The sequence below is a fragment of the Spirosoma soli genome (assembly GCF_042684525.1).
GTDB classification, from domain to species: Bacteria; Bacteroidota; Bacteroidia; order Cytophagales; family Spirosomataceae; genus Spirosoma; species Spirosoma soli.
Map to the genome: position 1 here is coordinate 301334 of NZ_JBHULN010000007.1, position 22295 is coordinate 323628.

Below are 22295 nucleotides of genomic sequence, written 5' to 3' on the forward strand. Positions count from 1 at the left end.
GCAGTTATTCTGTTATATCTACTAACGTTATGAATAGTTAAGCAACGTTTCATTAATGAGATAGTTATTGATAGAACCTATCATCTTTCATGGAATGGCGCCAGGCTGACAGATAGATGACTTTTGCTTTAATAAAGTTTGCTACGGTGTACCAGACGAAGAGTGGGGTTGAATAAAAACACCAAACCGAATGAAACAAGCGAAAAGTAGTCATCCCAACCGGGACATTATTGTTATTGGCTCCTCAGCGGGAGGCATAACTGCGCTAACGCAGATCGTAGAGTCTCTACCCGCTAGTTTTCCAGCGGCTGTTCTGGTCGTGCAGCACGTACCGCCCTATTCAACAAGCAACCTGCACCGAATTCTTGACCGCCAGTGCGCGTTACCAGTCTTGGTGGCCCAGGATGGGCAGTTGATTCAGCCCGGAACGATTTATGTAGCTACCCCCGATCATCATCTGCTGGTAGAGGAGCAGAAAGTGGTCGTTAAACGTGGCCCTAAAGAGAATCGGTTTCGTCCTTCCATCGATGCCCTGTTTCGCTCAGCGGCCTACACCTACGGTTCTCGTGCGATCGGCGTAGTGCTGTCGGGTGTGCTGGATGACGGTACGTCAGGTCTTTGGTCTATTAAGCGACTAGGGGGAATAACTATAATTCAACAGCCAGAAGATGCCTTGTTTCCGCAGATGCCTATCAATGCTGAGCAGCAGGTAGAAATCGACTACTCTCTACCGGCGTCTCAAATGGCTGCTTTGTTATCTCAACTGACCAGCCAACCGGTGCCTCCGACGCCTAAACTAACCAAGCAGGAGCGGAAACTTCTGGAAACCGAAATCATTATCGCTGGTAAGGATAATGCCTTTCAAATGGGTATTATTGATTTGGGTGAGCTTACTCCATTTACCTGTCCGGAGTGCCATGGAGCTCTGACACAGTTCAAAGAAGGTAAGATTATTCGATTCCGATGCCATACCGGGCATGCCTACACCATTAGTGCGCTCTTATCAGAGGTCTCTACCAATATTGAAGCGATACTTTGGCAAGCCATGCAAAGTCTGGAAGAGACAACCATGTTGCTGAATCGACTGGGGCAGCACTTCGATAAAGCGGCTCAGAACGAAATTGCCCAGGTTTTCTACCAAAAAGCCGAGGTGATTAGAGAACGCTCTCAAGCTATTCACGAATCCGTGCTTCGTCAGGAGATATTGAGTGGTGATATTAGCTACCAATCCTTACCCGATTGATAAACGCAGGCAGGTGGTGTGTATCAGTACTTACTTTTGGGCCGTTAAGCTGATGTCGTTTCCTCTGTAAAACGCGCCACTTTTACCGTTTGAATCAAGGGCTAAATGAGTAAGGTTAGGTATTCTCTTTTCACCACCTTGTGGCTGTTGTTGACTGGGAGCTTTTTTTATACTAAGAAGCAACAATGTCTTTATCTGGCGACCGGAGAGAGTTTAGCTAGCCAAAAAACGTTGGCAGACTCGATTCGAAAGCCAAATTTGCTAGTGATCAAGGTATTTGACCAGCGGATTGGGCAGCCACTGACGTCGGCAGTGGCGGTCATTATCTCTAAAACTACCGGCAAAGTTGAGCAGTTTAACTTGCCAAACGGGCGGCTCGAACGCGCCTTCAGCCAATCAGATCAACTCGACATTCAGATCAACGCAGCAGGGTATACATCGACCCATCGGCAGCTAGCCATTGAAGGACTATTAACCGGTAAAATATATGAGTTCGATGCCGTGCTGGATAAGGTACCGATCGTCATACATATTCAAGCCGTAGACAGTGAAACGGGCAAGAACCTGCCTGAAGTTCAAGTTAAGCTTAAAGGGCCAACAGGGACTAAACCGGTTGCGCTTACAGCTAACGGACCCGGCACATTCACGACTCGTCTGTCCGGCAGTGTGCCATATCGATTAACCGTGGTTGCCGAAGGGTATGAGGAGGTGACTCAACGATTAATAGCCAGCAAAGAGCAGCCCGATGTAGTGGTCAGGTTAGCGCCTAAGCCATTGTCTGTTGAAACAAAACCTGTTGCACTTACGGCACAGGCAGTGAACGTAGCAACGGCAGTGTCGTCGGTATCAGCTGTAAAGACGGCAGCGTTTGGCGTGGTCGAGAAAGGGAAGAGTGTTCGATTGAACAAGATCTATTTCGATCAAAGCAGCGCCGTATTGCGTCCCGAATCCTATGCCGAGCTCGACCAACTGTATGATGTATTGACCCAGTACCCATCGTTACGGATTGACGTTTTAGGCCATACTGACAACCAGGGTGATTTTGATGCCAATGTGCAGCTTTCGCGTGAGCGCTGCCAGGCAGTAGTCGATTATCTGCTCAAAAAGGGCATCCGTAAAAATCGTTTGAAAGCCATTGGGCGTGGCCCAACTGAGCCCGTCGCTCCCAACAACAACGAAGACAACCGCCGAAAGAACCGACGCGTTGAGTTTGTATTGTTATAGCTAATTCTGCACTGAGCTAATTCGTTAGGTACTTCTTCTTTCCAACGGGGGCGGTTTATCGATTTCAAATAAATAAACCACCAAACGATGCTGGCCGGTTTTAACCTGGTTTGCCCGTTTTGTTGTCTTATTCAGGTCAATTGACTTCCAGAGGCATCGATTCGGCGGTTGGATAATTCTAATCATTAAATTGCCCGTTATTACAATGATGCGTGATACGGCTCGGCTAATCCTTGTCGAAGCTTTTTTCTAAGAGTTGACTTGTTAAGAGTGCAAAGGGTCCTCAATAGGTAGCCCGGCCGCCCGACAGGTCAAAGATGAAACCAGTCGTGAAGCTGGATTCTTTTGAGACAATCCAGGCAGCCATAGCGGCTACTTCCTCTACGGTGCCTAAGCGCTTCATGGGTATTTTGGCCGTCATATACGCCAGTTGCTCGGGAGCGGTGTTAGCATTCATCGCCGTCTTAATAACGGCCGGAGCCAGTCCATTTACGGTGATACCCGTTTCGGCGTATTCTTTGCCAATGCCCTTCACTAAACCAATTAGACCTGCTTTCATGGCCGAATAGCCCGCCATGAACGGGTTGCCTTCTTTCCCGGCAATGGAAGCCATGTGGAGAATACGCCCGTAATTATTCTTTTCCATGACGGCAATGGCGTACTTAGTCATCAGAAAGGCCCCGCGTAAATTAATAGCGTACACCTTATCAAAATCTTCTACGGAGTACTCGGTAATCTTGGTGCTGGTTGGCCCAACGATACCTGCTGAATTGACCATAATATCCAGACGACCGTATCTGTCTTCTATAGCTTGTACGGCGTTTTTAACCGCGTCTTCCTGCGCAATGTTAACCACGTGACCGGCTACAAAATAGCCTTGCCCGCTGAATTCAGCTATGGTACGTTCGAGCAAGCTTTCGTTGATGTCGAACAGCACCACCGTCGCTCCTTCAGAGGCAATACGTTGGGCAATTCCTTTGCCGATGCCCTCGGCTCCTCCAGCAACCAGCGCTATCTGATTGGCAAATCGGTTTACCATGAAATAGGAAAAGAATACGTTTGTAAAATCGGTAAGTAAAGCAGTAAGGACGTGATTTATAAGGCTGTTAATTGCTAATTTTACCTTTGTAAAATTTTTAGAAGTCTTAGGAGTATTTGGTTTAGTAGATCTACTTTACCTGGTAAAAGATACAAAATAGTTACCTGTCATCTGTTCTGATACTAGTAAAGCTAAACGACGTCTCATGTTTAAGCCTGCTTATTGTATCTCTTTGTGTATTGCTGGTATTCTGGGCCTTTTGAGCTTTAGATCTAACCTACCAGAAGAACCTACGCCTGTCTTAACACCAGCCGAAGAGTTGGCTACGTTTCAACTAGAGCCTGGTCTTAAAATTCAACTCGTAGCGGCCGAGCCGCTGGTGCAGGACCCGGTCGTCATGAATTTTGACGAGAATGGTCGGCTTTGGGTAGTCGAGATGCGAGGCTATATGCCTACTATTGACGGCGAAGGTGAGAATAAGCCTGTCGGGCGGGTTTCGGTGCTCGAAGATAAGAACGGCGACGGGCAGATGGACGTTAGTACCATTTACCTCGACAGTCTGGTGATGCCCCGCGCTCTGACCCTGATACCCGGTGGCGCATTGGTCGTTGAAAATGCCGCTTTATGGGAAACGAAGGATGTAAACGGCGATCTGAAAGCTGATTCGAAAGTTTTAATTGATAAGGATTACGCGGGCGCTGGTTTGCCCGAGCATTCGGGGAATGGACTCTGGCGAAGCATGGATAACTGGTACTACAACGCCAAGTCGCGCTTTCGCTACCGAATGGTAGACGGCAAATGGCAACGCGATTCCACTGAGTTTCGAGGACAGTGGGGCATCAGCCACGACGATAAGGGGCGACTGTATTACAATTACAACTGGTCGCAACTACACGCTGATTTAGTACCACCCAATTACCTGTCGCGGAATAAAAATCACAAACCCACAACCGGCATTGACCACGGTCTCACGGTTGATCGGCGGGTGTATCCGATCCGTCCTACGCCAGCGGTCAACCGGGGCTATATACCCGGCACGTTAGACAAAGAAGGGCATTTACGCGAGTTTACGGCGGCCTGTTCCCCCCTTTTCTACCGGGGAACGGCCTTGCCCACTCCTTATTACGGCAACGTCTTCGTCTGCGAACCCGCTGGCAATCTGATCAAACGTAATGTAGTGGCCGACAAGGGGCTTATTCTGTCGGCTACTGATCCGCATCCGGGCAAAGAGTTTCTGGCTTCGACTGATGAACGATTCCGGCCGGTGCATCTGGCTACCGGTCCCGACGGAGCGCTGTATGTAGCGGATATGTACCGGGGCCTTATCCAGCACGCGGCTTACGTAACGCCTTATCTGAAAGAGCAAACGCTGGCCCGGCACCTGCTTCAACCCATAAATCGCGGCCGAATCTGGCGAATCGTTCCCGAAAGCTGGAAACCATCGAAGCCTAAAAAGTTGTCGAAAGCGTCGACCAATGAGCTAGTTGGTTATCTGTCGAGCCCCGACGGCTGGTATCGGGATATGGCTCAGCGGCTGTTGGTTGAGCGAAATGATCCAAAAGCAACCAGGGCGCTTGTCAATCTGGCGGCTAAGGGAAGCAACAGCTTTGGCCGTTTCCATGCCTTGTGGACGCTGGATGGATTGAAAGCGAGTGATCCGAATTTGCTCGTTCAACTGGTTACGGATCAGGACCCGCTGGTTCGCACGGCCGCCCTGCGACTGCTTGAGCCGATTGCCAAAGCTGACAACCAGGTTCGCGCCAAACTCGATCAGGCCTTGTTAACCACCTGGGAGAAAGCCCCGATTGAGCAAATGTTGCAAATGGCGCTCTCGGCGCCGGCACTTGATCAGAAAACCGCCCACACGCTACTGGCCGGTATTGTCGATCGATACGGTGAGTTACCTCTGATTCGCGATGCCGTAATGAGTAGCCTCCAAAATCAGGAGTTTGTCTTCTTGCAAACCCTCATGAAGTCACCCCAATGGCAGACGCAGCAGCCGACCAAAGAAATATTCCTGGAAACGCTGGCTTCGTCGATAGTACGTAAAGGTGATCCTACGGAGTTGACCGCGCTTTTGACCATGCTGGACGATGAAAAAGAGTCGATAGGCTGGCAGGAAAAGGCGGTGCTTACAGGTATGTCAATTCAGGCAAGCACCGGCAAGATGAAGCCCATCAAGCTTACGTCAGCTCCCCGAATCTTTACGCAATCAACAGCTACCATTGACCAATCACGGCTTCAGACGTTAAGTTCTTTATTCGAATGGCCCGGACACACCGCCGAGCGAAGCAGCGCTCAGAAAAAGAACCCGTTAAACGACGAAGAACAGAAACTCTTCGCCATGGGCAGGCAGCACTACCTCACTACCTGCGCCGGATGCCACGGTAACGACGGAGCCGGTTTGAACCGGTTTGCGCCACCACTGATTGGATCGGACTGGGTATTAGGGGATGAAAAACGACTAGCGCTGATCGTGCTACAGGGTATGGAAGGGCCAATTGACGTAGCTGGTAAAGTATATAACGCGCCGGATATTTTACCAGTTATGCCCGCTCACTCGACGATGGATGATGCAGCCATCACGTCTATCCTGATGTATATCCGAAACGAATGGGGCAACAACGCCGGGCCAATCAATAAACGCACAGTTGGTACAACCCGCATTACCTCGCAGGGGCGGGTTGTGCCCTGGACCGCCAAGGAATTGAATAAATACGTTCTGGAAGCCAAGGCTACCAGCGGAAAATAAAGGAGACCGAACCCTTATACTAAAGAAAATGGAAGCGAACCGCCATCAAGTAACGACGGGCTCTACATCTATACGAATGGATAGACGAGATTTTATCCAAAGAGCCGCTATGGGGGCTGTCGCTTTATCGCTGCCGCAGCTGCCCAGTGCGTTCAAGCAAACGGGGATGGGCGTTGTCGTTCACTCATATGGTAGCCGCTGGAACTCGAAAGTTGAGAGTAAAAACTATCCTGGGTTCGCCAACGCCATTGACCTGATCGACCATTGTCAGCAGATTGGAGCGGGCGGAGTGCAGGTGGTGGTCGGCAACTGGACTACAGACTTCGCGCAGAAAGTGCGCGACAAACGCGAGAAGTCGGGCCTGTATCTTGAAGGGTCAATCAGCGTACCGAAAAACGCCGATGATATAGCCCGGTTTGAGCAGGACGTTAAAAATGCCAAAGAGGCCGGGGCTCAGATTCTACGAACCGTGTGTTCAAGTGGCCGTCGGTATGAGACTTACCACTCAGCCGAAGCGTTTCAGGACGTCAAGACGAAGGCGCTGGCATCGTTGCAACTGGCTGAGCCGGTTCTGCGCAAACATAAGGTGAAGCTGGCCCTAGAAAACCACAAAGATTGGCGGTCTAAAGAGATGGCAGCTATGCTAAAACAGCTTAACAGCGAGTGGGTCGGCGTAACCCTCGACTTCGGCAACAGCATTGCTTTGTTGGAAGACCCGATGGACGTAGTACAAACTCTGGTGCCTTATGTGCTCAGTACGCACGTGAAAGATATGGGGGTTGAAGAGTACGCCAATGGGTTCTTGCTCTCTGAGGTGCCACTGGGAACCGGTATTCTCGATCTGCCCAAAATGATTGCACTCTGCAAGCAACACAACCCGGCCGTTACGTTTAACCTGGAGATGATCACCCGCGACCCGCTCGAAATTCCGTGCCTGACGGATGACTATTGGGCAACGTTTGGCGACGTATCGGGAAAAGAACTAGCGCAAACCCTCCGAATGGTCAGGCAGCACAAAGCTAAAACGGCCCTGCCCAGAATCTCCCAGTTAAGCGCCGAAGATCGTCTGGCAGCCGAAGAGCAGAATATCCGCTCGTGCCTTGCTTACAGTAAAGATAAACTAGCCCTCAACTAAGTTGCTATTTGTGGTCATTAATTGTCATTGATAGTCATTTGTTGACGACTTACAATTAATGACAATTAATGGTGACTAACGACTACGAATGACTAAAGAAATACTTCCAGGCATTAAGCAATTTGATTTGAGCGGTAAAGCCGCCATTATTACGGGCGGGTCAAAAGGACTTGGTTTAGCTATGGCGGCTGGCTTGGCATCGGCGGGGGCCAGTATAATGCTGGTAAACCGGACAGCCGAAGAAGGGGCCCAGGCGGCCGAAGAACTGCGTCAGGATTTTGGTGTGCAAGCCATTTCGTTTCCTGCTGACATTACGAAGCCCGATCAAACCGAAGCGATGGCGAAAGCGGCCATGGAAGCCTTCGGACGGATTGATATACTTATTAACAGTGCAGGTATCAATATTCGGGGCGCTATTGACGAGCTTACGCTGGACGATTTCAATAAGGTGATGGAGGTAAACGTAAACGGTACGTGGCTTTGCTCAAGAGCCGTAACGCCTTATATGAAACAAAGCGGGCGGGGGAGTATCATCAACCTGGCCAGTACGCTGGGTTTAGTAGGCTTGGCAAACCGTACACCGTACACCGCCAGCAAAGGAGCCGTTGTGCAGATGACCCGGGCACTCGCGCTGGAGTTAGCACCCTTTAACATTAATGTAAATGCCATTTGCCCAGGCCCCTTTTTAACCGAAATGAACGCACCCATTGCCGACAGCGACGAAGCCAAAAGCTTTATTGTGGGCGCTACGGCGTTAGGCCGCTGGGGATTGCTGCGCGAGATCCAGGGAGCCGCTATCTTTCTGGCCAGCGATGCAGCCAGCTACATGATCGGGTCGATGCTTACCGTGGATGGGGGCTGGACGGCAAAATAGCACGTAACAGTAGCGTAGTAGACCAATGAGTTTTTCCTAAATCCTCTCAATATGGAATCAGTAAAGCGTGGAGACCAGAAAACCCGGGTGCGCTACGGGATGTTGTTCCTTGTGTTTATTAATGTAGTGATCAACTATCTCGATCGCAGCAACATCTCAGTAGCGGCAGCAACCTTCAGTAAAGACCTTGAGTTGTCATCCGTTCAGCTGGGGCTTATCTTTTCGGCTTTCGGCTGGACATACGCTTTCCTGCAAATTCCAGGCGGACTTATCGCCGACCGTTTTGGGCCACGCATTTTGTACGCCTTCTGCCTGATTACCTGGTCACTGGCTACGCTGTTTCAGGGTTTTGCCCGAGGGTTCGCTTCGCTTTTCGCCCTGCGCCTGGCTACTGGCGCATTCGAAGCCCCTTCGTATCCAATTAATAACCGCATCGTAACCAGCTGGTTTCCCGACCACGAACGAGCATCGGCCATCGCCATGTATGTGTCGGGGCAGTTCATTGGGCTAGCCTTTCTGACGCCAGTCTTGACAATGATTCAGGTCTACGCCGGTTGGAAAGGGTTGTTCATCGCAACCGGATTAGTCGGCATTGTGTGGGGAGCGGTCTGGTACTTCTTCTACCGCGACCCGCTCGACCACCCGCGTGTGAATGAGGCCGAACTGACGTATATCGAAGAAGGTGGTGCAGTGATTCGGCGAGCAAACAAAAATGGTGGTAAAGCCTCCGTATGGCAGTGGAGCAACTTCCAGCAGGTCTTTTCCAGCCGCACCTTGTGGGGTGTTTATATCGGCCAATTTGCCGTCAATTCAATGCTCTGGTTTTTTCTAACCTGGTTTCCTACATACCTGGTGAAATACCGGGGACTAGACTTCATTAAGTCGGGTTATTTGGCTTCGGTGCCTTTTTTGGCGGCCTGTGCGGGTTTGCTGCTATCAGGATTTCTATCAGATCGCTCAGTTCAAAGAGGTGTATCCATTGGCGTGGCTCGCAAAACGCCCATTATCATTGGTCTTCTCTTATCGATGAGTATCGTGGGGGCTAATTACACCAACGACACCGCCATGATTATTTTCTTTATGGCGCTGGCTTTCTTTGGGTCGGGTATGGCGTTGATTTCCTGGGTGTTCGTGTCTATTTTGTCGCCCAAACACCTGGTTGGCCTAACGGGTGGAATATTCAATTTCATGGGTAATCTGGCTTCTATTGTCGTGCCCATTGTTATTGGACATCTGGTACAGGGGGGAGATTTTAAACCGGCCCTCGTTTTCATCGGAGCGCTCGGCCTGATCGGGGCATGTTCATATATATTCCTTGTCGGTAAGATTGAGCGGGTACCCATGCGCGACGGTGAGAAAGAAGGAGCGTTAATTTCTGCGTAGAGACTGTTTACGTTCACATTGATTACAAACTGATGTAGTGCATCATAAAAACTAGCGGGCTGTGGCTAAAAATAGGCTACAGCCCGCTGTTATTTTACAGACTTTTCTGGGCTTAATACTATATATAATAGATTTATTTAGAATTATTAAAAATAACTTTCATTGAAAGTGATTTCGTCGTTCATTTGCATCTCTTTAGAAAGAGTCTAATTAAAAGATTGCGATGAACGTATTTCGACCCATCCACATAGTAGTTTTTTTACTTGCTACATCATTACCTGTTTTAGCTCAGCAAACTGTAAGTATTCGGGGCAACGTAACCACCTCCGATGGTCAACCCGTTGAAGGGGTTACGATCAGCATAAAAGGAAAAGGCCAGGGCGCTATTACGAACACCAAAGGAGATTACGTAATTAACCGGGTTAAAGCCGGGGACTATACCTTGCAGGCGACGGCTGTAGGCCTAAAAACAGAAGAGAGAACGCTGACCGTTGCCCAGGGTGAGAATCCCACGCTCAACTTTGTGTTGTCCGAAAACACCGCTCAGTTGCAGGAAATCATCGTCACCGGAGGCCGTACCAACCGATTCGCCCGGCCGTCGAGCGATTACGTCTCGAAAATGCCACTGAAAAATCTGGAAAATCCGCAGGTATACAACAGCATTGGCAAAGAGCTATTGACGGAACAGCTTGTGTTTTCGGTGGATGACGCTGTTCGCAACGCGCCAGGTATTCAACGCATGTGGGAGGCCACGGGTCGCTCGGGTGATGGAGGGAGCTTTTACAGCAGCCGGGGGTTTATTGTGCAGAGTGCATTGCGCAACGGGGTAGCTGGTTACGTGTCCAGCGGCATCGACGCGGTGAACCTCGAAAAGCTCGAAGTGATCAAAGGTCCATCGGCTACGTTGTTCGGTAGCGCCCTGACGTCTTATGGTGGCCTGATGAACCGGGTTACGAAAAAACCATATGAAACGTTCGGTGGCGAGATTACGTACGCGGGCGGTAGCTATAGTTTTAACCGGGTGAGCCTCGACGTTAACACCCCAATTGATCCGGCCCGTAAACTGATGCTACGCGTTAACACAGCGTTTAACTACGAAGGTACGTTCCAGACGCAGGGCTTTACGCGGAATTTTGCGTTTGCTCCCAGCTTATTGTACAAGCCCAATGATCGCCTGTCGATTCTGTTAGACGCTGAAGTCGTGCGCGGAACTAGTGTCGGGAAACAGATCATCTTCTTCTATTTTCCCGCGAGTCAACTCGGAGCCAGTCGGGCCGACCAGCTGAATCTGGATTATCGCAATTCGTACATGGGTAGTGGCCTCACGCTACAGTCGAGAAGCACGAACTTGTTTGGTCAGATCAACTATAAGCTCTCGCCTACGTTTACCTCGTCGACCAACATCACTTCCAGCCGCAGCTTTTCGAACGGTATTGGCCCCTACTTCTACTTGGTTCCTGATGCTGTCGTTACCGGTAATGCTGCTGATGCTGGCAAAGCTAACTACCTGGCCCGGGCCGATCAGTCGACGGATAACAGTACGAACGAGATCTTCGAAGTTCAGCAGAATTTTAATGGCGATTTTCGACTGGGTAGCCTCCGTAACCGCGTTGTGATAGGGCTTGACTTCCTGCGTATTAATTCAAACCAAAAGTTTTTTGGTAGTACGTTCGATATTGCGCCACTCAACGTTCGTGACTTTGATTATACCCGATTCAACGGTTCTCGCATGGATTCTATCTACGCCAGTGGACCGCCGGAGTTTACATATCCTATCGTGAATAAGCGGAATGTGTATAGCGGATACGTATCGGATGTGCTCAACCTGACGGATCAGTTCAGCGTATTGGCTGCGCTCCGCGTTGACCACTATCAAAACAAAGGTGGGGTTGAAGGCTCACCAATTACTGCCTACGAGCAAACAGCGCTTTCGCCTAAGTTTGGGGTTGTATTCCAGCCCATTAAAAACAAGGTTTCTTTGTTTGCTAACTACCAGAATAGTTTCAGCAATCGAGGTGTATACAATGCGTATGACGTAACGGCGTCCGATAGTATCAGCCAGCGGCAGGCTAAACTGGAGCGAGCAAACCAATTTGAAGCCGGTATCAAACTGGATGCCTTCAACGGCAAGTTGAGCTCTACCATTAGTTACTACAACATTCGGGTAAACGATCTGCTGCGCAATGACCCCAATCCGTTGGCCGCTGCCCGGTTTGCGCAGACGCAGGACGGTGCCCAGACCAGTAAAGGGTTTGAATTTGACGTGATTGCGAACCCCATTAACGGCTTGAACGTAGTGGCCGGATTCAGCTACAACGATTCTAAACTCGTACGAGCTACTCCTGACGTTGAAGGTCGACGGCCTACAACGGCTTCATCGCCTTACCTGGCAAACCTCTGGTTGAGCTACCGACTGCCCGACTACCTCGTTAAAGGCCTGGGCTTTGGCGTTGGTGGAAACTACGCCAGCGATAACAAAATTCTCAATAGCATCAGCCAGGGGGAATTCATTCTACCGGCTTACACGGTGCTGAATGCGTCGGCTTTCTACGATCGTAAGAAGTTTCGGATAGCAGCCAAGATAGATAATTTTACCAACCAGCGTTATTGGATTGGGTATACGACGGCTAATCCGCAGAAGCTGAGAAGCTTTGTGGGCAGTGTTAGTTATAAATTTTAAGCAGACGTGGCCAACCAGTTAAATTGGTTGGCTACGTTATTATAGGTGAGCGTATAAACGAATGGCGACTATGAGTACCACAAAACAGGTGAAAGCGTGGTTCCAGATTCACAAGTGGACCAGTCTGATTTGCACGGCTTTTTTGCTGATGCTGTGCCTGACCGGTTTACCGCTGATCTTTCACGAAGAAATTGAGGAACTGGAAGGTAAGCCTGCGTTGGCTCCAGAACTCCCGGCCGGAACCCCTAAGCTGAAGCTCGAACAACTGGCGCAGACGGCCCGCCAGCAGTTTCCGACGAAGGTGATTCGATACGTGTACTGGGACGAGCACGAACCCAATACCACCACCTTTACGCTAACGGACTCGCTGACCGCGCCCGCCGATAATTATAAGCTCGTTATTCTGGATGACCGCACGGCTAAAGTTCTGGAGGAGCCAAAAGTGCAGGAAGGATTCATGTACGTCATGCTTCAGTTGCACGTCGATATGTTCATGGGTCTCGGCGGTAAGCTGTTTTTGGGTTTAATGGGGTTGTTGTTCGTCGTGGCCATCGTATCTGGTCTGATGTTGTACAGCCCGATTATGCGCCGATTCGACTTTGGCATGGTTCGCACCGAGAAATCGACCCGGCTGAAGTGGCTTGATTTACACAACTTGCTCGGTGTGGTAACGGTAGCTTGGGCCGTAGTGGTCGGTCTTACTGGCGTTATCAATACACTGGCCGAAGTGGTGGTGGGTGCCTGGCAGCAAGGCCAGCTCGCTGAAATGGTTGCTCCCTACAAAAACGCGGCTCCCCTGACCGGCAAACTTAGTCCACTCGATAAGGCTATGGGGGAAGCGTACCGAGCGGCTCCGGGCATGAGTCCATCCTTTGTGGCTTATCCAGGGTCGCCCTATTCTAGTCAGCACCACTATGCTGTTTTCATGAAAGGAAGCACCCCGCTGACCGAGCGTTTGGTAACACCGGCGCTGGTTGACGCTAAAACCGGTAAGCTGACCGATATGAAGGCCATGCCCTGGTACGCCAACGCCCTGTTTATTTCGCAACCGCTTCACTTCGGCGACTATGGTGGGCTACCCTTAAAAATCATCTGGGCAGTGTTCGACCTTATAACGATTGTGGTACTGATCAGTGGATTGTATCTGTGGTTTGCGCGTAACAAAGCCACGAAGGCGCACCTGGCCCGCATGACGGCGACTAACCAACGCCAGACTCAGCAACTCGAAGAATCGGAGATATTAACGCTGAACGAGCAGAAAGGAGCCACGCATGAAGTCTGAATTCTGGCACGTCTGGACTATTCCACTGATACTAACGGGCCTTAGTCTATTAGGGCTACTAGCTGCACTGATTGGCGACGATTGGTGGCATGTGCTTTCCTGGATCAGTTTGGGCATTCCGCTCGTTGTCATCGGCTGGTTCGCCATGAAACCCCGGCCAGTTAAGGCTAAACGAGGCAATAGTCGGTAAGGAATGGGCCATACGCTTTCTTGGGAGAAATTCGTCGTAGGCTAACTAAGCTTGGTAGGGCCGTCAATCAGACCGACAAATGCTGTATTTTGCCGCCTAGTTGAGCCAAACTAACCGCTCAACGGCTCGTTCAACATGCTGTATCCGCTTACATTCGAACCTATCTTTAAAGACAAAATCTGGGGTGGCCAGAAGATCAAAACCGTATTAGGAAAAGAATTTGCCCCGCTGCCGAACTGTGGCGAAACCTGGGAAGTCTCCGACGTAGAAGGCAACGTTTCAGTAGTCAAAGAAGGGAGCTTACAGGGCAAATCACTCCGCGAATTAGTCGAGCAGTATAAAGGCGAACTCGTTGGTGAGCATGTCTACGAACAATACGGTAACCGGTTTCCGTTGCTCATTAAATTCATCGACGCCAACGACGACCTCTCCATCCAGGTTCATCCAAACGACGAGTTGGCGAAAGAGCGCCAAAGTGGTTACGGTAAGACCGAGATGTGGTACATTATGCAGGCCGACGAAGGTGCTAAGCTGAATTCAGGCTTCAATCGGGAGGTAACCAAAGACGAGTACGTTAAAGCGGTTGCCGACAATACCATTCAGGACATTCTGAACATTGAGCCAGCTGGTCCGGGCGACGTGTTTTTCCTGCCAGCCGGACGCGTTCACTACATCGGCAAAGGGCTTTTGCTTGCCGAAATTCAGCAAACTTCCGACACTACGTACCGAATCTACGACTTCGACCGGGTTGACGCTACAACCGGTCAAAAGCGCGAACTCCACACCGAGCTAGCCGTCGATGCCATCGATTATCACCACTACGACCACTACAAATCCCAGTACGACAAAAAACTGAACGAAAGCGTCAACGCCGTTACGAGTGACTACTTTGTAACAAACGTGTTGAATTTCAACGAAGAAGTCGAGCACGATTACACGCACATTGATTCATTCGTTATTTTGATTTGCGTGGCGGGTGCCTTAACAATCAAAGCGGGAGGTGGTTATGATGTGCCGCTGAAGATGGGGCAGTGTGCCTTGATACCCGCTTCGGTAGATAACGTAACGCTCGTTCCCGATGGCGACATGACGGTACTGGAAACGTACGTACCTTAATTGAACTGCTTTAAATACACAAAGACGCAGGGAGAATCGGCTGTAGACTGCCTTTCTTTTTGCGTCTTCTTTTATTAGTGCTCTGCTATTTTTGGATTAACAATGGCTAAATTACTGCCTGACTACGTGTAGTTACGAATCTACAGTATAACTAGCTTGCAATCTCTTTTACGCTCCTAAATTCGGAACAAAGAATGGCCCTACCAACCCCGACAACAACCCCTAAACTTAAACCCGGTTCTGCCGGAAATTACGGCATCGCCTTTGCCCTCGTCACCAGTTTATTTTTCCTGTGGGGACTGGCCAATAGCCTGAACGGTTCACTCATCAAGCAGTTTCAGATTGCGCTCGACCTCAACCGATTTCAGGCGGGTATTGTCGATTTCGCTTTCTATCTGGGCTACTTCTTCATGGCGTTGCCCGCCGGTTATGTGATGCGCCGGTTTGGGTACAAGCGGGGCATTCTCTTTGGCTTACTTCTTTACGGAGGAGGAGCCCTGCTGTTCTATCCAGCGGCTGAAGTGCGGGTGTACAGCTTCTTTTTGCTGGCTCTGTTCACCATGGCCTGCGGCATTGCCTTTCTGGAGACGGCGGCCAATCTGTACGTAACGGTTCTGGGCGATCCCGCCAAATCGGAGTGGCGACTAAACTTCTCGCAGTCGTTCAACGGCATCAGTATTATTTTGGGGCCAATCATTGGGGCGCTGTTCATCTTCTCAAAAACCGAATACACCCCCGAAATGCTGACGGCTATGCCACCCGCGCAGGCAGAGGCCATTCGTGTCGAAGAGGCTCTTTCGGTACAGGGACCGTACCTGGTCATTGGTATCATTATCGCGTTGGTAACGATCCTGTTCGCCGTGACTAAGATGCCCGAAGTAGGTGCGGAAGAAGAACAGGCTGCTGGTAAGATCCCTATTTTTAGTGTACTACGCCACCGCCATCTGGCCTTAGGTGTTATCGCACAATTCGCCAACGTAGGGGCACAAGCCACGCTTTGGGGCTATTTCGTTGACCTTAAACTTGACTTCTCCCGCGAAGGGCACTGGGCACTGGCCGAAGCGTACATGAATGCCATTAACACCTTAACGGGCTCGCCTACCGATTTGTCACCAACCCAGATTGCCGGTTTCCATGCCTCGTTTGCCCTGGTGTTATTTATGCTCGGTCGCTTCGTTGGGACTGCGCTCATGACGCGTATCCGGCCAAACGTTGTGCTGGCCATTTACGCGGGTGGAGCCGTGGCCATGGTCGTCATTGCCATGTTGGTGGGTGGCCTAACGGCCGTTATCGCGTTGAGCTTTACGTACTTCTTTCATTCGATTCAGTTCCCAACCATTTTTGCGCTGGCCACAAAAGGCCTAGGAGCAGAATCGAAAATAGCGTCATCGTTGGTGATCATGAGTATTGTAGGGGGTGCTTTAATGCCGTTGGTAGCGGGCGCTTTGTTTGCCAGCGGTGCGGTGTATGCCTTGCTCGTGCCACTAGTTTGCTTCGCCTACATTGTGTTCTACGCCATGCAGGGGTATCGTATCAAATCAGGTGATCTTTACAGTTCTAACGCTCCGGCTGAAATCGCTCCGTAATTATGCGCTACTGCCTTGCCCTTGACCTCAAAGATGATCCGGCTCTGATTGCCGAATACGAAAAGTACCATGAGCGTATCTGGCCCGAAATTGATGCCAGTATTCGTGAGTCGGGAATTACCAACATGGAAATCTACCGCGTTGGCAATCGGTTGTTCATGATTATGGAAACCGACGCTACGTTTTCTTTCGACCAGAAAGCAGCCGCCGATGCCGCCAATCCAAAAGTGCAGGAGTGGGAGACGTTGATGTGGCACTACCAGCAACCGTTGCCTATGGCTAAGCCAGGCGAAAAATGGATGTTGATGGAGAAGATCTTTCAGTTATAACCCTCGCTCTTGCTGATAAAAGGTTAGCTAACAGCGTTCCTAGTGATGTGGGTTAAGACCAGGACAATTGATTGTCCTGGTCTTAACCCACTTTTTTATTTTTAGTGCCTGATTCGTTATCAGATCGCAATTGCTGAAAAAATAAATAGTCGTCCATAGTTGACAATATGTAAAGTTTGTTTTACGTTTGAGTGTAAAACAAACTTTACATATCTATGAAAACGAAATGGTTGTTTCCTCATCGGTACCGTCTGATTGGTTGGTTAATTTTTCTTCCGGCAGTTATTCTTGGATTAGCTACCCTATACGCCGGTTTTAGCGTTAGCTGGTTGGTCGCCAGTATTCTAAATGAACCCATAACGATCGACTTGGGTAACTCGAAAACCAACCTGGTTGAAATTCAAAATCTGACGGATGAGTTAGCCAGCATCGGAGTGATTGTTGGGCTACTGCTTATTGCGTTCTCACGAGAAAAGGTTGAAGACGAAATGATTGGTCAGTTGCGGCTTGAAGCGTTGCAATGGAGCGTCTATGTCAATTATTTAGTTTTGGCAATCGCTATCCCTTACACTTTACAACGAAGCATTTTTTAATGTGATGGTCTACAATATGTTCACCGTATTGTTGGTGTTTATTGTTCGTTTTCGCTGGCTTATTTACAGAAATAATCACCAGTTAGCGGCATGAAAAATCGGTTGAAAGTGCAGCGGGCCGAGAGCAATCTCTCGCAGGCTGACCTGGCTGATCGCATCGGTGTAAGTCGGCAGACAATCAACTCCATCGAAGCGGGCCGTTACGTGCCATCTACCGTGCTGGCCTTAAAAATGGCTCAGGTGTTTGGCGTGCCGGTTGAGCAGGTATTCCAGTTAGAGGAAACGGATTAACTTGCTTACCTGAAGTAGCATAAATCGCAGTTATGCCAAATCTCTATATTATGGCTGGGCCAAACGGTCGGAACGCCGAACCGGCGGTAAAACGACAGCCTCGTATACGCTATTGCCTGAGATTTTAGGCGTACGGGAATTTGTCAACGCTGATGAAATCGCGCGTGCTTTATCGCCGTTTAATGCGGAAGCTGTTGCGTTTGAAGCTGATAGACTTAAGAGGCTGGATACCTGGTTACGTTGATATTTGTATATCTATCATCACCGGAACTTGCTGTTAGCCGGGTTGCCAAACTACACACAGCAATGAAAACTAGAAGCGTCTGCCACAAGCAGGCGTTTTTGTATATAAAGGTTCTTCTAAAAGCTATATTTACCATCGTTTATTGCTCATTATAGCTCAAATTAAGATGAAAAATTGGCTTTGCTGCCTCTTCGGATTTACTGTACCATTTGTTACCCAGGCGCAAACTCAGCCTGCTTCTGATTTCGTTCGGGAAAACTACCAGAAGTATGAGTATAAGATTCCAATGCGCGACGGCACTAAGCTGCATACCGCCGTCTACGTGCCGAAAGATGCCTCTGCAAATAAGAAATACCCATTTATGATGCAGCGGACCTGTTACAGCGTAGCACCCTATGGCGCTGATGCTTATGCTAATCAGGTTGGACCGTCGCAAACGCTCATGCGCGACAAATACATTTTTATATATCAGGATGTGCGTGGACGCTGGGCGTCGGAAGGCACCTGGACCAATATGACGCCAACCGTCAGCGATCAGCAGCCCGTCACGGCCGCGAAAAGCAAGAAAAAAGCCGAAAAGCCAACCGGCCCAATGGCTATTGACGAAAGCTCTGATACGTACGATACAATTGAGTGGCTGCTCAAAAACGTACCTAATAACAATGGCCGGGTGGGGCAGTGGGGTATCAGCTATCCCGGTTTTTACACCATCGCGGGAGCAGTAGCGGCTCACCCAGCTCTGAAAGCGTCGTCGCCACAGGCACCGGTTTCCGACTTTTTCTTTGATGATTTCCATCACAACGGCGCGTTCATTCAGGCGTATCTGTTCACGTTTCCAGTGTTTGGCGTTCAGCATCCCGAGCCAACAACGAAGGCCTGGTACAACAATCAGATGATTCAGACAGGGTCAAAAGATGGGTTTCAATGGCAGTATGATCTTGGCCCACTAAAAAACGCCGATAAATACTACAAGGATAATTTTTACTGGCAGGAAACGGTTGAGCACCCCAACTACGACGAGTTCTGGCAGAAACGTAGCATTATTCCGCACTTGAAAAACATTAAACACGCGGTGATGACCGTTGGCGGCTGGTTCGACGCCGAAGATTTGTACGGTCCATTGAACATCTATAAAACCGTCGAAAAGAATAACCCTGGAACGTATAACACGTTGGTGATGGGGCCATTTGGACATGGGCGCTGGTCGCGCGAAACGGGTCATACGTTGCACAGCAATATCTATTTCGGTGACAGTATCGCTACGTTCTATCAGCGCAACATCGAAGCTAAGTTTTTTAATCATTTCCTGAAAGGCACGGGCGATGGCAAGACTGGATTGCCCGAAGCGTACCTGTTTAACACCGGCCGGAACGAGTGGCGCACCTTTGATAAGTGGCCTGCTGTCAACGCGCAAACGGTTCAGTTCTACTTGTCGGCTAATGGTCAGCTAGCACAGCAGGGCAACGGAAGCGGCTTCTCTGAATTCGTCAGCGATCCGATGAAACCAGTGCCGTACACAGAAGACATCACCACAACGCAGGGCTTCACGCCCTTCAATTACATGTCGGAGGATCAGCGGTTTGCAAGTCGCCGTCCGGACGTGCTGACCTTTCAGACCGACGTATTAACCGAAGATTTTACGTTAGGGGGCGAAATTACGGCGAAGCTCAAAGTGAGTACAACAGGCACTGATGCCGACTGGGTTGTGAAACTAATTGACGTGTACCCACCCGATGAGCCGAACCATGCGTACATGCCCAATAAAAATATTACGTTAGGGAATTACCAGCAAATGGTGCGCTCAGAAGCCATGCGTGGTCGCTTTCGTAACTCATTCGAAAAGCCCGAACCCTTCAAATCCGGTGAAGTAACCGACGTTACGTTTCGTTTGCAGGATGTGCTTCATACGTTCAAGAAGGGCCATCGCGTCATGATTCAGGTGCAGAGTACCTGGTTCCCACTGATTGACCGCAACCCGCAGAAGTACGTCGATAACATCTTCAAAGCCAATGCCGAAGACTTTCAGAAAGCCACACATCGGGTGTACGACAACTCGGTCATCGAAGTGCAGGTGCTAAAATAAGTTTATCGTTGTCTAAGCGAAAGGATAATCTTTTCGCTTAGACAACAAACGTTGTATTTGATTTTTATAACCACCGTACTATGAGCATAGAGAGTACATTTATTAATCCATTCACTGACTATGGCTTTAAGAAACTATTCGGCACCGAAGCTAACAAAGACATCCTGATTGACTTTCTAAATCAGTTCCTCCCTACCCCACATCAGGTTGCCGATCTGCGGTATGCACGCACCGAACAATTGGGGTCAAATGAATTGGACAGAAAGGCCGTTTTTGATGTATATTGTATCAGCCATACGGGCGATCGGTTCATTGTTGAATTACAAAAGGCTCAACAATTGTATTTCAAGGACCGAAGTATATTTTATGCTTCGTTTCCAATTCAGGAACAGGGGCAAACCGGAGACTGGGACTTTAAGCTGGCTGCTGTTTATACGATCGGTATCTTAAATTTTGTTTTGCCTGAGAATGACAATGGATCGGAAGTTGTTTCTATCGTACAGTTAAAAGATCAGTATGGCCGGTTGTTTTACGATAAGCTGGCATTCATCTACCTGGAAATGCCCAAATTCACTAAGTCGCTTAATGAGTTGAAAACAAAGGCGGACAAATGGCAGTACATCTTTAATAATCTCGATCAGTTACACGAAAGACCTAAGGAGATGGAAGAATCTGTTTTTCAAAAACTGTTTGATGCGGCTGAAGTAGCTAACTTCAGTAAAGCGGAACGCGACCGGTATGAGCAAAGTTTAAAGTCGTATCGGGACCTAAAGAACGTATTGAGTTTTGCCGAAATGAAATCGCTGGAAGCAGGAGTAAAACAAGGTTTCGAGCAGGGTATTCAGCAAGGGATAGAACAGGGTATTCAGCAAGGGATAGAACAAGGCATTCAACAGGGCATTCAACAGGGCATAGAGCAGGGCATTCAGCAAGGTGTAGAACAGGGCATTCAGCGGGGCATTGAGCAAGGTATAGAGCAGGGAGTTCAGCAGGGCATAGAGCAAGGTAAGCATCAACAGGCTATCCAGATTGCCCGTGCTGCCCTGGCCAATGGTCTCTCTGTGCCTATGGTAATGACCTTAACAAATCTCACTCAGGAAGAAGTTAACGCGTTAATAAACCCTACTAGCTGATAAAATGAAAGCAATCTGGAACGGGCAGACAATTGCCGAAAGTGACGATACGGTCGTCGTAGAAAACAACCATTATTTCCCCAAAGAGTCGGTTAATAACGAATTTCTAACGGACAGTTCAACGCATACCACCTGCCCGTGGAAAGGGCTGGCTTCGTATTATTCGCTGACTGTGGACGGCAAAACTAATCCTGACGCGGCCTGGTATTATCCGGAACCAAAGCCAGCCGCCAGCGAAATCAAAGACCGGGTAGCTTTCTGGAAAGGCGTACAGGTCGTTTCGTGAGCATGATTGAGGTTCGTAACGTAACAAAGCAGTTTGCCTCTCATACAGCCGTCAATAATGTGTCACTCAGCGTCGCACGGGGCGAAACGCTGGTCCTGCTGGGAACGAGCGGCTGTGGCAAAACAACGACGCTGAAAATGATGAACCGCCTGATTGAACCGTCAGGCGGTTCAATTTTGATTGACGGTATCGATGTGCGTCGGGAGTCTGGACCTGAACTTCGCCGACGCATTGGCTATGTCATTCAGGATGGCGGTTTATTCCCGCATTATACCGTCGCCGAAGCCATTGCCACTGTGCCCAAACTGCTTGGATGGGAACCAAGTGCCATCCTCGAACGTACGCGTGAACTGATGGCCAAACTCCAACTGCCCGAAACAGCGCTCAATCGGTATCCCGCCGAGCTCAGTGGTGGCCAGCGACAACGGGTTGGTCTGGCCCGAGCCCTGGCCGCCCGGCCGCCTGTCGTGCTGATGGACGAGCCGTTCGGGGCGCTTGACCCGTTTACGCGCCGACATGTCCGTCGGGAACTGTTTGGGTTAAGCGAATTAAAGGAAACGACGGTCGTGTTAGTCACGCATGATGTGAGTGAAGCGCTGGAACTGGCTGACCGCATTGCGCTCATGAACCAAGGGAGCATTGTACAAATTGGTCCCCCCGATGAGCTCCTGCACAATCCGGCCACCGATTTTGTAAAAGATTTCCTCGACTTGTACTAACTAGTAGACCGCTGCTGTTTATGATTGAGTTTACTTAGCAGAATCAGCGCAAATCATAGTGATCTTAAAAGTCAGCGGTCCATAAAACAACACTAGCTTCTGCAAAACGTCAT

At 49.5% G+C, this 22295-nt stretch carries 19 protein-coding genes; 18 read left to right on the forward strand and 1 reads right to left on the reverse strand.

What is annotated here, in order from left to right:
• Window positions 1-190: 190 nt before the first annotated feature.
• Both ACFSUS_RS14020 and ACFSUS_RS14025 read left to right on the forward strand, forming a co-directional pair.
• Window positions 191-1243 (forward strand): chemotaxis protein CheB, encoded by a 1053-nt coding sequence (locus tag ACFSUS_RS14020; protein WP_381523549.1) that lies wholly within the window; start codon window positions 191-193, stop codon window positions 1241-1243.
• A gap of 264 nt (window positions 1244-1507) precedes the next feature.
• Window positions 1508-2467 (forward strand): OmpA family protein, encoded by a 960-nt coding sequence (locus tag ACFSUS_RS14025; RefSeq protein ID WP_381523551.1) that lies wholly within the window; start codon window positions 1508-1510, stop codon window positions 2465-2467.
• 283 nt (window positions 2468-2750) lie between these two features.
• On the opposite strand, the gene ACFSUS_RS14030 is transcribed toward ACFSUS_RS14025, so the two are convergent.
• On the reverse strand, window positions 2751-3506 hold the full coding sequence (locus ACFSUS_RS14030) for an SDR family NAD(P)-dependent oxidoreductase (RefSeq protein ID WP_381523553.1): 756 nt from the start codon (window positions 3504-3506) through the stop codon (window positions 2751-2753).
• Window positions 3507-3711: 205 nt separating this feature from the next.
• Between ACFSUS_RS14030 and ACFSUS_RS14035 the strand changes: the two genes are divergently transcribed.
• From ACFSUS_RS14035 to ACFSUS_RS14110, 16 genes are all read left to right on the forward strand, one after another.
• Window positions 3712-6258 (forward strand): DUF7133 domain-containing protein, encoded by a 2547-nt coding sequence (locus ACFSUS_RS14035; RefSeq protein WP_381523555.1) that lies wholly within the window; start codon window positions 3712-3714, stop codon window positions 6256-6258.
• Between the two features lie 76 nt (window positions 6259-6334).
• Window positions 6335-7393, forward strand: coding sequence for a sugar phosphate isomerase/epimerase family protein (locus ACFSUS_RS14040; RefSeq protein WP_381523557.1), 1059 nt, complete (start codon window positions 6335-6337; stop codon window positions 7391-7393).
• Window positions 7394-7481: 88 nt separating this feature from the next.
• Window positions 7482-8267, forward strand: coding sequence for an SDR family NAD(P)-dependent oxidoreductase (locus tag ACFSUS_RS14045; RefSeq protein ID WP_381523559.1), 786 nt, complete (start codon window positions 7482-7484; stop codon window positions 8265-8267).
• Window positions 8268-8318: 51 nt separating this feature from the next.
• The gene (locus ACFSUS_RS14050) at window positions 8319-9650 is read left to right on the forward strand and encodes an MFS transporter (protein WP_381523561.1); all 1332 of its coding nucleotides are present in this window, start codon (window positions 8319-8321) and stop codon (window positions 9648-9650) included.
• A 223-nt stretch (window positions 9651-9873) separates the two neighbouring features.
• Window positions 9874-12330 (forward strand): TonB-dependent receptor domain-containing protein, encoded by a 2457-nt coding sequence (locus ACFSUS_RS14055; protein ID WP_381523563.1) that lies wholly within the window; start codon window positions 9874-9876, stop codon window positions 12328-12330.
• 70 nt (window positions 12331-12400) lie between these two features.
• A complete protein-coding gene (locus ACFSUS_RS14060; RefSeq protein ID WP_381523565.1) occupies window positions 12401-13612 on the forward strand; it encodes a PepSY-associated TM helix domain-containing protein in 1212 nt (403 codons plus the stop codon).
• The gene (locus ACFSUS_RS14065; RefSeq protein WP_381523566.1) at window positions 13602-13802 is read left to right on the forward strand and encodes a hypothetical protein; all 201 of its coding nucleotides are present in this window, start codon (window positions 13602-13604) and stop codon (window positions 13800-13802) included. The genes ACFSUS_RS14060 and ACFSUS_RS14065 overlap by 11 nt, the downstream gene beginning before the upstream one ends.
• A gap of 135 nt (window positions 13803-13937) precedes the next feature.
• A complete protein-coding gene (locus ACFSUS_RS14070; protein ID WP_381523570.1) occupies window positions 13938-14918 on the forward strand; it encodes a type I phosphomannose isomerase catalytic subunit in 981 nt (326 codons plus the stop codon).
• Between the two features lie 194 nt (window positions 14919-15112).
• Window positions 15113-16504 carry an L-fucose:H+ symporter permease gene (fucP, locus tag ACFSUS_RS14075; RefSeq protein ID WP_381523571.1) on the forward strand — a complete coding sequence of 464 codons (1392 nt, stop codon included), beginning with the start codon at window positions 15113-15115 and terminating at the stop codon, window positions 16502-16504.
• Between the two features lie 2 nt (window positions 16505-16506).
• Window positions 16507-16833, forward strand: coding sequence for an L-rhamnose mutarotase (locus ACFSUS_RS14080; protein WP_381523573.1), 327 nt, complete (start codon window positions 16507-16509; stop codon window positions 16831-16833).
• A gap of 215 nt (window positions 16834-17048) precedes the next feature.
• Window positions 17049-17426, forward strand: coding sequence for a hypothetical protein (locus ACFSUS_RS14085; RefSeq protein WP_381523574.1), 378 nt, complete (start codon window positions 17049-17051; stop codon window positions 17424-17426).
• Between the two features lie 90 nt (window positions 17427-17516).
• Window positions 17517-17717: a helix-turn-helix transcriptional regulator gene (locus ACFSUS_RS14090; protein ID WP_381523576.1), complete on the forward strand. Its 201-nt coding sequence runs from the start codon at window positions 17517-17519 to the stop codon at window positions 17715-17717.
• A 410-nt stretch (window positions 17718-18127) separates the two neighbouring features.
• A complete protein-coding gene (locus ACFSUS_RS14095) occupies window positions 18128-20044 on the forward strand; it encodes a CocE/NonD family hydrolase (RefSeq protein WP_381523578.1) in 1917 nt (638 codons plus the stop codon).
• Between the two features lie 80 nt (window positions 20045-20124).
• Entirely contained in the window at window positions 20125-21177 is a 1053-nt protein-coding gene (locus ACFSUS_RS14100) for an Rpn family recombination-promoting nuclease/putative transposase (RefSeq protein ID WP_381523581.1), read from the forward strand.
• Window positions 21178-21181: 4 nt separating this feature from the next.
• A complete protein-coding gene (locus ACFSUS_RS14105; protein ID WP_381523583.1) occupies window positions 21182-21463 on the forward strand; it encodes a DUF427 domain-containing protein in 282 nt (93 codons plus the stop codon).
• 2 nt (window positions 21464-21465) lie between these two features.
• Entirely contained in the window at window positions 21466-22182 is a 717-nt protein-coding gene (locus tag ACFSUS_RS14110; protein WP_381523585.1) for an ABC transporter ATP-binding protein, read from the forward strand.
• The last annotated feature ends 113 nt before the right edge of the window (window positions 22183-22295 follow it).